Origin of the sequence: Pantoea sp. DY-5 (assembly GCF_019795955.1) — a bacterium.
Classification (GTDB): Bacteria; Pseudomonadota; Gammaproteobacteria; order Enterobacterales; family Enterobacteriaceae; genus Pantoea; species Pantoea leporis.
Window position 1 is genome coordinate 1,508,887 of the sequence record NZ_JAIMIE010000001.1, and the last position, 14,386, is coordinate 1,523,272.

At 56.3% G+C, this 14,386-nt stretch carries 16 protein-coding genes and 1 other annotated feature; of the genes, 5 read left to right on the forward strand and 11 right to left on the reverse strand.

Translation table 11 applies throughout. The annotated features are described in order from the left end of the window. Nucleotides 1–25 precede the first annotated feature (25 nt). The 4 genes from K5Y30_RS07200 to K5Y30_RS07215 form a co-directional block, all read right to left on the reverse strand. Nucleotides 26–1,327, reverse strand: coding sequence for an inosine/guanosine kinase (locus tag K5Y30_RS07200; RefSeq protein ID WP_222181569.1), 1,302 nt, complete (start codon nucleotides 1,325–1,327; stop codon nucleotides 26–28). Nucleotides 1,328–1,385: 58 nt separating this feature from the next. Beyond that, on the reverse strand, nucleotides 1,386–2,345 hold the full coding sequence (hemH, locus tag K5Y30_RS07205; protein WP_101762393.1) for a ferrochelatase: 960 nt from the start codon (nucleotides 2,343–2,345) through the stop codon (nucleotides 1,386–1,388). 121 nt (nucleotides 2,346–2,466) lie between these two features. Continuing rightward, nucleotides 2,467–3,111 carry an adenylate kinase gene (gene adk / locus K5Y30_RS07210; protein WP_008103865.1) on the reverse strand — a complete coding sequence of 215 codons (645 nt, stop codon included), beginning with the start codon at nucleotides 3,109–3,111 and terminating at the stop codon, nucleotides 2,467–2,469. Nucleotides 3,112–3,262: 151 nt separating this feature from the next. Further along, nucleotides 3,263–4,093 (reverse strand): DUF6024 family protein, encoded by an 831-nt coding sequence (locus K5Y30_RS07215; protein WP_222210799.1) that lies wholly within the window; start codon nucleotides 4,091–4,093, stop codon nucleotides 3,263–3,265. 188 nt (nucleotides 4,094–4,281) lie between these two features. Here K5Y30_RS07215 and K5Y30_RS07220 point away from each other — a divergent pair, with 188 nt between their 5' ends. Continuing rightward, on the forward strand, nucleotides 4,282–5,151 hold the full coding sequence (locus tag K5Y30_RS07220) for a LysR substrate-binding domain-containing protein (protein ID WP_222210800.1): 870 nt from the start codon (nucleotides 4,282–4,284) through the stop codon (nucleotides 5,149–5,151). Nucleotides 5,152–5,204: 53 nt separating this feature from the next. Here K5Y30_RS07220 and htpG read toward each other — a convergent pair whose 3' ends face one another. The 6 genes from htpG to K5Y30_RS07250 all read right to left on the reverse strand — a co-directional run bounded on the left by htpG (nucleotide 5,205) and on the right by K5Y30_RS07250 (nucleotide 11,379). Beyond that, nucleotides 5,205–7,079, reverse strand: a complete 1,875-nt coding sequence (gene htpG, locus K5Y30_RS07225) for a molecular chaperone HtpG (protein ID WP_222210801.1) — start codon at nucleotides 7,077–7,079, stop codon at nucleotides 5,205–5,207. Between the two features lie 99 nt (nucleotides 7,080–7,178). After that, entirely contained in the window at nucleotides 7,179–7,784 is a 606-nt protein-coding gene (gene recR, locus K5Y30_RS07230) for a recombination mediator RecR (RefSeq protein WP_008103873.1), read from the reverse strand. Beyond that, entirely contained in the window at nucleotides 7,784–8,113 is a 330-nt protein-coding gene (locus K5Y30_RS07235; protein ID WP_008103874.1) for a YbaB/EbfC family nucleoid-associated protein, read from the reverse strand. Before K5Y30_RS07235 ends, recR begins: the two co-directional genes overlap by 1 nt. Before the next feature lie 50 nt (nucleotides 8,114–8,163). Next, entirely contained in the window at nucleotides 8,164–10,143 is a 1,980-nt protein-coding gene (gene dnaX, locus K5Y30_RS07240; RefSeq protein ID WP_192236697.1) for a DNA polymerase III subunit gamma/tau, read from the reverse strand. Then, nucleotides 8,761–8,822 (reverse strand) — a sequence feature (DnaX frameshifting element). Its footprint overlaps the gene before it by 62 nt. A 151-nt stretch (nucleotides 10,144–10,294) precedes the next feature. Next, nucleotides 10,295–10,846 (reverse strand): adenine phosphoribosyltransferase, encoded by a 552-nt coding sequence (gene apt, locus K5Y30_RS07245; RefSeq protein ID WP_101762398.1) that lies wholly within the window; start codon nucleotides 10,844–10,846, stop codon nucleotides 10,295–10,297. Between the two features lie 149 nt (nucleotides 10,847–10,995). After that, nucleotides 10,996–11,379: a DUF454 family protein gene (locus K5Y30_RS07250; RefSeq protein ID WP_222181565.1), complete on the reverse strand. Its 384-nt coding sequence runs from the start codon at nucleotides 11,377–11,379 to the stop codon at nucleotides 10,996–10,998. A gap of 58 nt (nucleotides 11,380–11,437) precedes the next feature. Between K5Y30_RS07250 and priC the strand changes: the two genes are divergently transcribed. Genes priC through rsmS form a run of 3 tightly spaced genes read left to right on the forward strand, consistent with a single transcriptional unit; the run spans nucleotide 11,438 to nucleotide 12,415 of the window. Next, nucleotides 11,438–11,950 carry a primosomal replication protein PriC gene (gene priC / locus K5Y30_RS07255; protein WP_222181564.1) on the forward strand — a complete coding sequence of 171 codons (513 nt, stop codon included), beginning with the start codon at nucleotides 11,438–11,440 and terminating at the stop codon, nucleotides 11,948–11,950. A 52-nt stretch (nucleotides 11,951–12,002) separates the two neighbouring features. Beyond that, nucleotides 12,003–12,248, forward strand: coding sequence for a GlsB/YeaQ/YmgE family stress response membrane protein (locus K5Y30_RS07260; protein ID WP_008103884.1), 246 nt, complete (start codon nucleotides 12,003–12,005; stop codon nucleotides 12,246–12,248). A gap of 8 nt (nucleotides 12,249–12,256) precedes the next feature. Then, nucleotides 12,257–12,415, forward strand: coding sequence for a pleiotropic regulatory protein RsmS (gene rsmS, locus K5Y30_RS07265; protein ID WP_176971286.1), 159 nt, complete (start codon nucleotides 12,257–12,259; stop codon nucleotides 12,413–12,415). On the opposite strand, the gene acrR is transcribed toward rsmS, so the two are convergent. Continuing rightward, a complete protein-coding gene (gene acrR / locus K5Y30_RS07270) occupies nucleotides 12,402–13,040 on the reverse strand; it encodes a multidrug efflux transporter transcriptional repressor AcrR (RefSeq protein WP_110867732.1) in 639 nt (212 codons plus the stop codon). The two genes, rsmS and acrR, sit on opposite strands and share 14 nt — an antisense overlap. 142 nt (nucleotides 13,041–13,182) lie before the next feature. Here acrR and K5Y30_RS07275 point away from each other — a divergent pair, with 142 nt between their 5' ends. Beyond that, the gene (locus K5Y30_RS07275) at nucleotides 13,183–14,373 is read left to right on the forward strand and encodes an efflux RND transporter periplasmic adaptor subunit (protein WP_222210802.1); all 1,191 of its coding nucleotides are present in this window, start codon (nucleotides 13,183–13,185) and stop codon (nucleotides 14,371–14,373) included. Nucleotides 14,374–14,386 lie beyond the last annotated feature (13 nt).

Genomic DNA, 14,386 nt, shown 5'->3' on the forward strand with positions numbered 1-14,386 from the left:
TCGCCATAAATGGCGACCCTACGTTTTATCTGTCCCAGTATGACTCTTCTAAACTGTCTTCCCGCTCCGGCAGGCCGCGCGTCAGACGCGGTGAATGCTGGTTCAGCACCTGATAACTCACCCGGTTAGCGTATTTACACACCTGTGCCAGTGACGAATAAGTCAGGTAGGCGCGGCCGTGTTTGCTGGAGTTAGGCACTTTTTGACGGTGGAAGTTGTTGGCGGTGATGTCATGCAGCAGCGCCGCCAGCGCACCATCGCCCGCGCCGTTGGTGTTCATGATCTTCTCTGGCCCGCCCATATATGGCGCGATATGCGAGAAGATGCGCAGCGGCTGATCGCAATCCTTGTGGCGCATCGCGCGGCTGAATTCATATTGGTTGAACTCGGCCAGCGCGCCCGGCAGCAGCGGATGGTTGGTTTTGCGCTTGTACTCTTCTTCGGTGAAACCGGCCATGTACAAACCGGTTGGCCCGGCGGTGCACAGCACCAAATCCACCCAATCCAGCGCCATATTCGACGCCAGCAGCGGATCCTGCTCGCCGGTTAAGGCAAAGGCTTCTTCTTCGTTCATCGCCACAATCGAGACGTGATCGCGCAGGAAATCGCGCCAGAACTGCGGGTTATCCTGAATCACATATTTGGTGCCGAGCGTCAATACCACCGGCACGTTGTGTTTTTTAGCGTATTCGATGGCACGCAAGGTGGCTTCCGGCATCGGTTCGCCCGGCTGGCAACGCACCAGATAGGAAGTCAGCACCAGCGCGGATGCGCCCGCAATCACCTCTTCCGGAATGCTGTTGGCCTGCAGCTGGTTCATCAAGCCGGGGCTGATGGCGAAGGTACGTTCGCCCTGCTCGCCAATCAGCGTGAAGCAGCGGCCAATCGCGCCATCAACGCCCTGCAGGAAGTTCAGATCCATGCGGCTGGAGGTGTTGCACAGGTAGCGATAGGCGTAGCCGCCGATCTGGATGTTATTGCACATCACGCCGAGCAGTACCGAGCGGTCATCCGCCAGCACCGAGTAGTTATGCAGGGTGTTTCCGATGGTGCCACCGGCAAATTGATGGCTGATGAGCGCTTCGCGCATCAGTTCGTTGTAGAGCGCCTCGGCGGTAGCATCGTCGATCACCAGCGAGTGACCGGCGCTTAAACCGTAACGCTGCAGAAAGTCGTCGTCGACTTTGGCTTCAATATCCACCAGCGTCTGGTCGATACCCACCACCCAACTGCCCTCTTCCTGCTCTTGCTGCGTGGCTTGCAGCAGCGGATCGCGCGCGTTGACGGGGAAATAGTGTTTGGATTTGCGTTTGCCGGGAAATTTCATCGAGAGTGCCGTCAGGGAAAATCAGGCAGAGAATGATATCACACTCTCTGCCACACCCTTAACGGCGCGCGTTGACCAGCTGCACCATCATTTCAATGTGCTCCGCATCGGCGTTGAGCGCAGGAATGTACTCGAACTTTTCGCCGCCGGCATGCAGGAAGATCTCGCAGTTCTCACCGCTGATCTCCTCCAGCGTTTCAAGACAATCCGCCGCAAAGCCCGGACTCATCACCTGCACGTGCTTGATGCCTTTGGCCGGCAAACTTTTCATGGTTTCATCGGTGTACGGTGTCAGCCACGGCTCGCGACCAAAGCGTGACTGGAAGGTCATCATGATCTTGTGCGGCGCAATGCCCAACGCCGCGGCCAGCGCATCGGTGGTGTCTTTGCAACGCAGCGGATAATCATCGCCTTCATTGGCGAAACGCTGCGGAATGCCGTGATAGGACAGCACCAGCAGATCCGGTTCGCCATGCAGCGCAAACGAGCGCTCAACCGAGGCTTTCAGCGCGGCGATGTAAGCCGGATGCTCCGCGTAATCACGGATAAACGCCACTTCTGGCAGCGAGCGCAGTGGTTTAAAGCTGGTGGCTAAGCCATCCCATACTGCGGCAACCGTCGAGCAGGAGAACTGCGGATAGAGCGGCAGCACGATGAGTTTGGTCACGCCCTGATCCAGCAAGCGCTTCAGCGCGCTGTCGAGGCTTGGCTGGCCGTAGCTCATACCGAGTTCAACCGGCATATCAAGGCGCTGCGCCAATGCTTCACGCTGACGCTTGCTGAACACCATCAGCGGTGATCCTTCATCCATCCATACGGAAGCATACAGTTTCGATACGCGTGGCGAACGGAAAGGCACGATGATGAAATTGAGAATCGGCCACCACAGTAAGCGCGGTGTATCAACCACTCGTGGATCGCCGAGGAATTGTTTCAGATAGCGTTTAACCGCAGGTGTTGTGGGTGCGTCTGGTGTGCCTAAGTTAACCAGCAAAACCCCGGGCTTTTCTTGCCTCATGGTATTTCCTTGATGTCGAAACGAATGGGTCGAGTGCAAAATCAGGGGGAAATTGTAGCGGAAATTGAAGGAGGGGAAAGCAATTGCTGCAAAAGGGCCGGACAACCGGCCCCTCAACGCATTAACCGAGAATCGTGGCCAATTGCGTGCTCACTTCGGCGACAGGACGCGTGCCGTCGATTTTGTGATATTCGGTGTTGCCGTCTTGCGCTTCTTTGCCGTAGTAGGCAATCAGCGGCGCAGTCAGTTGATGGTATTCTACCAGACGCTTACGCACGGTCTCTTCCTGGTCATCTTTACGCGTGGTCAGCTCTTCGCCAGTCAGGTCATCTTTACCTTCCACTTTTGGTGGATTGTAAGTGACGTGATAAACGCGGCCCGATGGCGTGTGTACGCGACGACCAACAATACGATCCACAATCAGCTCGTCGGGTACAGCGAACTCCAGCACGTAGTCAACCTTGATGCCCGCTTCTTTCATCGCGTCAGCCTGCGGGATAGTGCGTGGGAAGCCATCGAGCAGGAAACCGTTTTTGCAGTCTTCCTGCGCGATACGCTCTTTAACCAGCGCAATCACCAGCTCGTCAGTCACCAGTTTACCGGCATCCATGATCGCTTTTGCCTGTTGGCCCAGTTCCGTACCTGCTTTTACTGCCGCACGTAACATGTCACCGGTGGAGATTTGCGGAATACCGTATTTCTCCATGATGAATTGAGCCTGAGTGCCTTTACCTGCGCCCGGAGCTCCGAGCAGAATAATACGCATTGCGTAATTCCCCTTGCGAATCGCATTGTTCAATCTGAGAAGGCGAAGAACATACCATTATGGCCCGCGCACCACAAGGAAACGGGCGCGCTCGCCACGAAAGGTCTACTTTGACCTGCTTTGCCAGCAAATACCAGCAGAGTGCCCGTTTTTAGGAATCACGGCTAAGCATGAGTAGGTCTTTGAGGCGTTTTTTCAGTGCGGGTGTGACGTTCAGCTGTTTGTTGACCCCGCCGCGCACGTCGGCGCGCAAGCGTAATTGCGCCTGTTCGGGCAGCACCTGAATATCCTGCGGCAATTCACTGGCATTAAGGCCTTTCGGCAGCGGAAAAAGTGCAAAGGGTAAACCCGGTTGCTGAATGGAGTGCAGGATGAATGGCGAGTCGAGCGCGATTTTTTCCACCATCGCAATATTGTACGGACGCCATTCATTGTCCTTCATCATTGCCAGCGCCTGTTCTGGCGCGCCACCGAGCGCTAATCCTTGCTCAAACAGCCGCAGCTCGCTGCGCACCAATGTGCTGAAATCGGCGGTGCGCAATGCGATTAACACCAGATCGCCGCATAACGCCGAATGGCGATCAAGGCGGGCGACAAACAGTCGCGCATCGCTCACCAGCCGTTTGTGTAGCTGCGTGGCAAACGACTCCGATGCATCGGTGACGCCGTGGCTTTGACATTCGCTCAACGCACGCACGCGACCTTGCTGCATATCAACATGATCCACCAGCGCAATGTTGCCCGCCGTCATCGGCAAAGTGGGCAGCACGCTCAGTTCACTAACCGGATAGTGCGAGGCATAGCGCGTGTGATTACGTGATTGCTCCTGACGGAGAAACAGCTGGGAAAGCAGCACTCGCGAGATATGCAAAGAGGGTGCGAAGAAGAGATCGAAATTTTCAAGCCGGTAATAGCGGGAAAGCGAGCCGCGAAGCTTATCGCGCGCCGCCGCCGCCCTGGCAGAAGCAAGTTGTGGAGCCATCGCGTGGTATGTCTCTGGTTATTATGCTGTGTGTGGGAGGTGAAACCTGCGGTGATAGTCGGCGTAAAACACAGAGAGCCGTAGCCGTCAACCTGCCAGAATCTGGGGGAAAGGTTAGGCCAATGCGGCTGGACATTAAAATGATATAAACTGACAATCCCTGTTAGGTTTTTACACAGGGGACGAGTATGACCGTGCTTCCATCGTTACGTGCACTGCACTATTTCCACCAGGCGGCACTGTTCAGCAGTTTTAGCGTAGCGGCCGAACGTCTGCATGTCACCCATAGCGCCATCAGCCATCAGGTTCGACAGCTGGAGAGCTGGATGGGGAAGCCGCTGTTTGTGCGTACCAATGGACGCGTCAAATTAACCTCACACGGTGAACGTTTGCTGGTGAGTTGTCAGAAAGCCTTTAGCGAGCTCTCCACCACCTGCGAAAGCATCCGTACCGGCATGCGCCATCATATCAGCGTCTCCTGCGCGCCCAGCTTTCTCTCGCAGTGGCTAATTCCGCGCATCGCCAGCTTCTATCAGCGCTATCCCGATATTGAAGTGCAGTTTCAGCCGCTGGTAGAGATTGACCAGCTGCGCAGCGAGCATACCGATGTGCTGATTCTCAGCGCCGAGCAGTCGCCGGATGACGATATTGATGCCACCTTGATCAGCGATGATTACATCGGCCCACTGTGCGCCCCGCAGTTTGCCGCCCGCTTTCAAAGCGAGCAGGATCTCGCCTCACTGCCGCTGCTGCACGCCGATACGCGGCTGCATGCGTGGGCCGAATGGGCGAAAACCAGCGGGGTACGCGGCAATTACTGGATCGGCAAGCATTTCGATAATTTGACGTTAGCCATTCAGGCGGCGAGAAACGGATTGGGCGTGATTATGGCACCACGCTTGCTGGTGCGTCAGGAGTTGAGTGACGGCACCTTGATCGCGCCACTGGGCTTTGTGCGCGTCGATCGCGCCACGTTGATGATGACCAAGATTTCGCGTCAGCACGATGCAGAGATTACGTTGTTTCGCGACTGGTTGCGGGATCAGGCGCAGATTTAAGCGCAGATATAAAAAAGGTCGCCATGAATGGCGACCTTTCGGGTTTGGTGCGATTACGCCGTCAGCAACTGGTTCATGCGACGGATAAACTGGTTTGGATCGTCAAGCGTACCGCGCTCGGCGAGCAGCGCCTGATCCAGCAGCAGCTCAACCCACTCGGCAAAGCGCGTCTCGTCCTGGGTATCAGCCACGCGTTTCACCAGCGTATGATCCGGATTGATCTCGAAAATGTACTTCACGTCCGGCACGTCCTGACCGGCCGCGGCAAACAGCTTCGCCATCTGCGTGGTCATTTCGTTAGCATCGGTGGTGACGATCGCTGGCGTGTCGGTGAGACGATGCGTCAGACGCACCTCTTTCACACGCTCGCCCAGCAGCGTTTTTACGCGCTCAACGAATGGCTCCAGCGCCTTCTCTGCTTCTTTCTGCTCTTCGGTCTCTTCATCGGCCAGTTTGCTCAGCGAATCATCCGCTTTGCTGACTGACTGGAAGGTTTTGCCGTCGAACTCGGTGAGGTAGCTCATCATCCATTCGTCGATACGATCGGAGAGCAGCAGCACCTCGATGCCTTTTTTGCGGAACAGTTCCAGATGCGGGCTGCTCTTCGCGGCGGCATAGCTGTCGGCGGTGATGTAGTAAATCTTGTCCTGACCTTCCACCATGCGCGTCACGTAATCGTCGAGCGAAACGGTCTGCTCTGCGCTTTCGCTCTGGCTGGTGGCGAAACGCAGCAGTTTGGCAATCTGTTGCTGGTTAGCGTTGTCTTCGGCTGGACCTTCTTTCAGTACCAGACCGAACTCTTTCCAGAACTGCTGATATTTTTCCGCGTCGTCTTTCGCCAGCTTCTCTAACATCTGCAGGCTACGCTTGGTCAGCGCGCCACGCAGGCTCTGGGTCACACGGCTGTCCTGCAGGATTTCACGCGATACGTTCAGCGGCAGATCGTTGGAATCTATCAAACCACGCACGAAGCGCAGGTAGTTCGGCATGAACTGCTCGGCATCGTCCATGATGAACACGCGCTGTACGTAGAGTTTCAGGCCGTGCTTGCTGTCGCGGTTCCACATGTCGAACGGCGCACGCGCCGGGATATACAGCAAGCTGGTGTATTCCTGCTTACCTTCCACGCGGTTGTGGCTCCAGATCGCCGGATCGCTGAAATCGTGGGCGATATGTTTGTAGAACTCGTTGTACTCGTCGTCGCTGATCTCAGACTTGTTGCGCGTCCACAGCGCCTGGGCTTTGTTGATCTTTTCCCAGGTGGTGGTGTCGCTCTCTTCGTCTTTGCTTTCAATCTCCACCGGCAGCGCGATGTGATCGGAGTATTTGCTGATCACGTTACGCACGCGCCACGCATCGAGGAAATCATCTTCGCCTTCACGGAAGTGCAGCGTAATTTCGGTACCGCGATCGGCTTTCTCAATCTCTGCCAGCGTATATTCGCCTTCGCCAGCAGATTCCCAGAACACCGCTTCATCGGCTTTAGCGCCGGCGGCGCGGGTGCGCACGGTGACTTTATCCGCCACAATGAACGCAGAGTAGAAGCCCACGCCGAACTGGCCGATCAGCTGGCTGTCTTTCGCCTGGTCGGAGCCCATAGATTCGAGGAAGGATTTGGTGCCGGATTTAGCGATGGTGCCGAGGTTCTCAATCACCTCATCACGGCGAATACCGATGCCGTTATCGCTGAGCGTCAGCGTGCGATTTTCCGGATTGACCGAGATACGTACGCGCAGGTCGCCGTCGCCTTCATACAGATCGGGCGTCGACAGCGCGCGGAAGCGCAGTTTGTCGGCGGCATCTGAAGCGTTGGAAATCAGCTCGCGCAGGAAAATCTCTTTATTTGAATAGAGTGAATGGATCATCAGGTGCAGAAGTTGTTTTACCTCTGACTGGAAGCCACGCGTCTCTTGTCCTTTCATGGTCATTGCTACCTCAACTGAATCGGGGTTGATGATACGTTGAGAGAGAAATGGGGATGAAGGAGAGGATTTCAAGCCGATGTCTGTGAAGACATCGGCAAGTGATTAGAAATTAATCTTGTGGCGTCCGGCGAGCGAGTGCGACAGCGTGGTGCCATCGACCATTTCCAGCTCACCACCGACCGGCACACCGTGTGCAATGCGGCTGGCATCAACGCCATATTGTCCGCACAGCTCGGCGATGTAGTTGGCCGTGGCTTCCCCTTCCACCGTGGGATTGGTGGCGAGGATCACTTCGGTTAAGGTTTCGCGCTCGAGACGCTGCTCCAGCCGATCCAGGCCGATATCCTGTGGCCCAATGCCATCCAGCGGTGACAAGTGCCCCATCAGCACAAAGTAGCGGCCGCCAAACTGGCCGGTCTGCTCAATGGCGTGGATATCTGCCGGGCTCTCCACCACACAAATCTGGCCGTTTTGCTGACGACGCGGATTGGCGCAGATGGTGCAGATTTCCTGTTCGGTGAAGGTACGGCAATCGGCGCAGTGACCGATTTCCGACATGGCGCGGGTCAATGCCTGCGCCAGACGCATGCCACCGCTACGATCGCGCTGCAACAGCTGAAAAGCCATACGCTGCGCCGACTTCGGGCCAACGCCCGGCAGGCAGCGCAACGACTCCATCAAAGATTCAAGCAGTGGACTGGTTTGCATCAGAACGGCATCTTGAAGCCAGGCGGCAGCTGCATACCTGAAGAGACCGCAGCCATCTTCTCTTTCTGCGTTTCGTCAATACGGCGTGCCGCATCGTTGAAGGCCGCGGCGATCAGATCTTCCAGCATGTCTTTGTCATCTTCCAGCAAGCTAGGATCGACTTCAACACGACGGCAGTTGTGCGCACCGTTGATGGTTACTTTAACCAAGCCAGCGCCTGATTCACCGGTCACTTCGATCGCGGCGATCTCTTCCTGCACTTTGGCCATTTTGTCTTGCATCTGCTGGGCCTGTTTCATCAGGTTGCCCAATCCGCCTTTACCAAACATAGTTTTCTCTCTCTGCTGGGGCTGCGCGCAGTTGACGCGCGGCAGCATGTTCACACCGGTCGAATACTCTCTTCATCCAAATCGGCATCGAAGAATCGACGCAATGTCTGAATATGGGTATCGCTTTCGATCGACTGTCGCGCCTGCGACAGCTTCTCTTCATAAATGGCCTGGCGCCACTCCAGTGGCGTCAATACCGTAGGATTATCGTCTTCAATAATCGTCAATTCAACCGGCTGACCGGCAGACTGACTCAGCGCTTCCGCCAGCGCCTGCCTGGCAGAAGCTGAATTCAGATGGCGCTGACTGCTGCGCAGATGCAGCGTAACGCCGGCTTCGCCCACCTCTTTCCACGCATTGAGCGCCACTTGCTGCACCAGTTTCGGTAGCGTCAGCGCGGCGATTTCAGCAGCCCACGCATCGCGCTGCTGGGCTTCTTCCGCCAGACGCAGCGCCAGCTCAGGGGTTTTCTCATGCTCCAGTGCCGAACGCAAGGCTTTTGGCGTCGCCACCGGCTCCGCTTTAACCTCCACCGGCAGCTGCGTTTTCCAGCGATAAGCTTCCGGTTTGGCCGGGGCTTTTACCGTGGGTTCGGACGCACGTTGTTGCACACGTTCAGTGACGCTAGCGAGACGTTCCAGCGCCGGATTCGCCGGCCGCGCGGAACGCGCTGCCGGCTCACTCTTTTTTGCTTTGCCGGCTCCCTGACGCAGCAACTGCGTTCGCGCCTGTAACAACTGGCTGGTGGAGTCAGGTAACGGATCGGGCGCGGGCTGCATGTCTGGATAATCATCCGACACCGGCGGCGCGTCAGGGTTTGGCGGTGCCATCTGCGGCTGCGCAGCCGGTGCGGGCGCGGCTTTCGCTGCGGCTTGTGGCGCAGCAACCTGCGGCGCAGCTTGTGGCGTCAAGGTGGGACGCGCCACCGGCTCCGCAATCGTTGCCTGCGGATGGAACGCCAGCGCACGCAGCAGCGTCATCTCTACGCCTAAGCGCCGATCCGGTGCCAGCGGCAGATCTTTACGTCCCATCAACAACGTTTGGTAATAGAGCTGCACGTCAGCCGGTGGCAGCACGCGCGCTAACTCGCGCAGGCGATCGGCCTGGCTGAGATCGTCCTCGCTGAGCGAGCTTGGCAGCAGCTGCACCATCGCAATGCGGTGCAGTAAACGCAGCATCTCGACCAGCAGCGCTTCCCACTCAACCCCACGCGACGCGGCCTGATTCAGCAGCGCCATCACCTGTTCGCCCTGGCCATCCACCAGCGCTTCAATCAGCGCCAGCGGCTGTTCATCGTCAAGCGTGCCGAGCATTTGTGCCACGGTGTCACGCGTTACGCTGCCCTGCCCCATGGCAATCGCCTGGTCGGTCAGGCTCAGCGCATCGCGCATGCTGCCGTCAGCGGCGCGTGCCAGCAGATGCAGCGCACGCGGTTCGGCAGCAATCTGCTCCTGCTGCAACACATGCGCCAGCTGCTGCTGGATTTGCTCCACGTCGAGCGCTTTGAGGTGGAATTGCAGGCAGCGGGACAGAATCGTCACAGGCAGCTTCTGCGGATCGGTGGTCGCCAGCAGGAATTTAACGTGCGATGGCGGCTCTTCCAGCGTTTTAAGCAGCGCGTTGAAGCTGTGGCGCGACAGCATGTGCACTTCATCGATCAGATAGACCTTGAAGCGACCGCGCGCCGGCGCGTACTGCACGTTATCGAGCAGATCGCGCGTATCTTCAACTTTGGTGCGTGATGCGGCATCGATCTCAATCAGATCGACAAAACGGCCCTGCTCGATTTCGCGGCAGTTATCGCATTGCCCGCACGGCGTTGACGTGATGCCGGTTTCACAGTTAAGCCCCTTCGCCAGCAGACGGGCGATCGAGGTTTTCCCGACGCCGCGTGTGCCAGAAAAGAGATAAGCATGATGGATTCGTCCCAGTGACAACCCGTTGGCCAGCGCAGTCAGCACATGTTCCTGACCGACTACGTCAGCGAAGGCCTGGGGACGCCATTTTCGCGCAAGTACCTGATAGCTCATGTGGATTCAATCACTGGAATTTAGGGAGAAGGGAGAAAATGCAGCTTCGCAAACCCTGTTTATTTTGGCAGTAGTTTAACAGCCACCAGCGGATCAGCAACCACTAACTTTGCAGAGGTGGCGCCCCGCCGTACAGCGGAGCGCGCAGGCCTTAGTGGCCGGGGAAATTCACCAGGCTGAAGCACTCGACGCCCATGGCAGTCAGGCGGGCTTCGCCGGTCAGGTCAAACAGATTAATCACGAATGCGGCGTCTTTCACTTCACCACCGGCGCGGCGGATCAGTTTCACCGTTGCTTCCAGCGTGCCGCCAGTCGCCAGCAGATCGTCCACCACCAGCACCACATCGCCTGGTTTGATGGCATCTTTGTGCAGTTCCAGCGCATCGGTGCCGTACTCCAGCTCGTAGCTTTCGCTGAAGGTGTCACGCGGCAGTTTGCCCGGCTTACGCACCGGCACAAAACCCACGCCCAAACCCAGCGCCACCGGTGCGCCAAACAGGAAGCCACGCGCTTCCGTTCCCACCACCTTGGTGATGCCTTTGTTACGATAACGCTCCACCAGAATGGCGATCGACGCGGCATACGCCTGCGGATCTTCCATCAGACTGGTCACGTCACGGAACAGAATGCCCGGCTTCGGATAGTCAGGAATGCTTTTAATGCTGTTTTTGATGAGTTCAAGCTGCTGCGCAGTTGCGGTCATAAATGTTACGCCTGGAGAAAATATCTAATACGCGCAGCTTCTCTAGCGCCAAACCCCGGAAACCGGGTTAAGCGAAGTCGTTTATAAGGGAAGCCACGCACGAAGATGCCCAAATCTATGCAAATACCCGGCTAAATGCAACCCTCACGCTACTGTTGTGGCGGGTTGGCATCCTCGGTTACAACCGGAATGCGCCACATAAAAAGCAGCAGCAGGCACAGCATCGCGCCTAACAGGATGCGCACCCACAGCAGGTTTACTAAATAAAGGGACACCGAAAAGGTAATCACAATCAGCAACATGGCGCGCCCTTTGGCGCCGGGCGGCATGGCACGATGCTGCTGCCAGTGGCGAATATAGCGGCCAAACGGCGACTTCCACAGCAACCAATGATGGAAACGCGGCGACGAGCGGGCAAAACACCAGGCCGCCAGCAACACAAATGGCGTCGTAGGTAATAAAGGTAATACAATGCCCAGCGTACCTAGCACAATCGCCAGCCAGCCAAGGCTCAGTAGTAAAATGCGCTGCATGCCTGATGCCTGAATAAGTCAAAAACAGCGTTACGTTAACACAGTCGGAAACAGAGTGATGCCCCAACCGCCCGCCCAGCAACGTCTCCATGCCATGTTAGAGTTACTGCGCCAGCAGATTGCGCAGCAGCCGGATGGTGCCTGTCGTCAGCCCCGTTTTGATTCTCACCTGTTTCGCACCAGCGGCACGCGTCTGGCGGATTATCTGCGCGAACTGGAAGGCAATGTGACGCAGTTAACCGCTGCTGACACTGATGTGGCGCGCCGTCAATGGCTGGCGGAGAAAGTGCTGGATCAAATTGCCGCCTTGCAGCGCGAATGCCAGAGCCAGCAGCTGCGCGTCAAGCGCGAGCGGCCACGTGTCGATGCACGCCAGGCCAAGCGTGAAGAGTATCAGGGTTACGAAAAGCGCTTACTGGCGATGATTCAGCAGCGCGAGCAGCATCTGGCGCGCGCCGAAACCCTCAGTGTTCAGCAGCAGTTGATTCGCGAAGTCGATCAGCTGCAGGAGCGCCTGGCACGCTGCCGCGCCGCTATCTACAAACTGGAGTTGCCGTCTATGCCGCGCTAAACGCGGCGCTTTTTCCTCTATACTCATTGCGGTGAGAAAAAGGAGAAAAATCATGACGCTGGTTTTTTGGATTGTGATCGGTTTAGCCGCAGGCTGGCTTAAGCGGGTGATTTTTCCCGGTCGTCCGGGAGGATTTGTGCCGACGCTGGTGCTGGCGGTGATTGGCGCGCTGATTGGCGGCTATATCGCCACCTACTTCACCACCGGCGATCTGGCCGCCTTGCATCCAGCCGGTTTTGCCAGCGCGCTGCTGGGCGCACTGTTAATGCTGCTGGTCGCGGCGAAATTACGTATTTAGGAGAAAGAATGTCACTGGAGAGCGCACCAGACGAAATCAAACTTGCCGTCGATCTGATTCAACTGCTTGAAGAGAATAATGTTCCCACCGCCACCGTGCTGGCTGCGTTGGCGATTGTTCAGCGGGATTATGAGCAGAAACAAGCGGCGGAAATCAAGGCCGACTAAGCAGCGTTGGACTCAGGCGCAACATATCAAGAAACGCATCCACCAGCTGAGGCGCATCGGCTGCCAAATCAAAACTTTGCGGGTTGAACAGCCAGCTTTCCATCATGCCATTGATATAGCCGCGCATCAGTAGCGCCGCCTGACGCGTATTCAGGTTCGCAGGCAATTGGCTGGCATCAATACAAAGACGTAGTACAGTTTCAATTCGATCGTAACACGCTTGCAGTAAGCTCTGCTGCATATCCTGTAACGTCGACATTTCGCCAACAAACTCACATTTGTGAAAGATAATCTCCATTAATGCGCGTCTTTGCGGATCCTTTGCTGTGGCGTCAAGGATATAGATCAACATAGAACGAACAACAGAAAGTGGATCGCCCGGGTATTTTGTCTGATACTCAAGTTCCACATCGTCCAGCCCAGCGTCACAACGCAGCCAGATTTCCTGTAAGAGATCGGCTTTATTTTTGAAATGCCAGTAGATAGCCCCGCGCGTGACGCCGGCCGCTGTTGCGATATCCGCCAGAGACGTGGCGGCCACACCATGTTCGGAAAAGTGTGCTAATGCGGCGTCAAGAATTTGATGCCGTGTTTCAAGAGCTTGCGCTTTGGTTTTTCGTGCCATGCTGGGCTTTTTTTACAAACTTGTAAGTTTACATACATTTGTGAATGTATGTACCATAGCATGACCCGTGTTTTAACGCAGCAATGGGTTTATCGGTTTGTGATCCATTGATCATTTGATATCGGACACTAGAGGTTTATTTATGAATAAAAACAGAGGATTAGCGCCTCTGGCGGCCGTCCTGATGCTATCAGGCAGCTTTGTGTTAACAGGATGTGATGATAATAAATCCCAGCAAGCCGCCCAGCAGCAGCCCCCAGAAGTGGGTGTTGTAACGTTAAAAAACGAACCCTTGAAAATTACCACCGAGCTGCCGGGCCGTACCTCGGCTTTCCGCGTTGCGGAAGTGCGCCCTCAGGTGTCAGGAATTATCCTCAAGCGTAATTTTGTTGAAGGTAGTGATGTAAAAGCCGGTCAGTCGCTGTATCAGATTGATCCAGCCACCTATCAGGCGGCCTACGACAGCGCTAAAGCGGATCTCGCCCAGGCTGAAGCCAATGCGCGTGTTGCGCAGTTAACCATTACTCGCTATAAGCCGCTGCTGGGTACCAAGTACATCAGTCAGCAGGACTATGACACCGCCGCAGGCACCGCAGCTCAGACTGCTGCAGCCGCCCAGGCTGCACGTGCCAACGTCGAAACTGCGCGCATCAATCTGGCGTATACCAAAGTGACGTCACCCATCAGCGGTCGTATTGGTAAATCGTCGGTAACCGAAGGTGCGCTGGTTTCCAACGGGCAAACCACTGCCCTGGCGACCGTGCAACAGCTCGATCCTATGTATGTCGATGTGACCCAATCCAGTGATGATTTCCTGCGTCTGCGCGCAGAGCTGGAATCCGGTCAGCTGAAACAGAACGACGGTAAGGCCAACGTCACCCTGCTGATGCAAAACGGTAACGCATACCCGCAGACAGGCACATTGGAATTCTCTGATGTGAGCGTGGATGAAACCACCGGCTCGATCACGCTGCGCGCCATCTTCCCGAACCCGGACAATCGCCTGCTGCCAGGCATGTTTGTTCGTGCGCGTCTGGATGAGGGCACCAATCCCACCGCACTGCTGGTGCCGCAACAGGGCGTAACACGCACCCCAACCGGTCAGGCAACCGCAATGGTGGTTGGCGCAGATAATAAAGTGGAATCGCGTAACATCACCGCTAATCAGGCATTTGGCGACAAATGGCTGGTGACGGAAGGTCTAAAAGAAGGCGATCGGGTGATCACCACCGGTATCCAGCGTGCCAAACCGGGTGTGCAGGTGACGCCAAAAGAAGTCTCCGATGATGCCAAAGCTGCACCAGAATCACCGTCTGCTAAATCATCGTCATAACAGGAGCCACTGA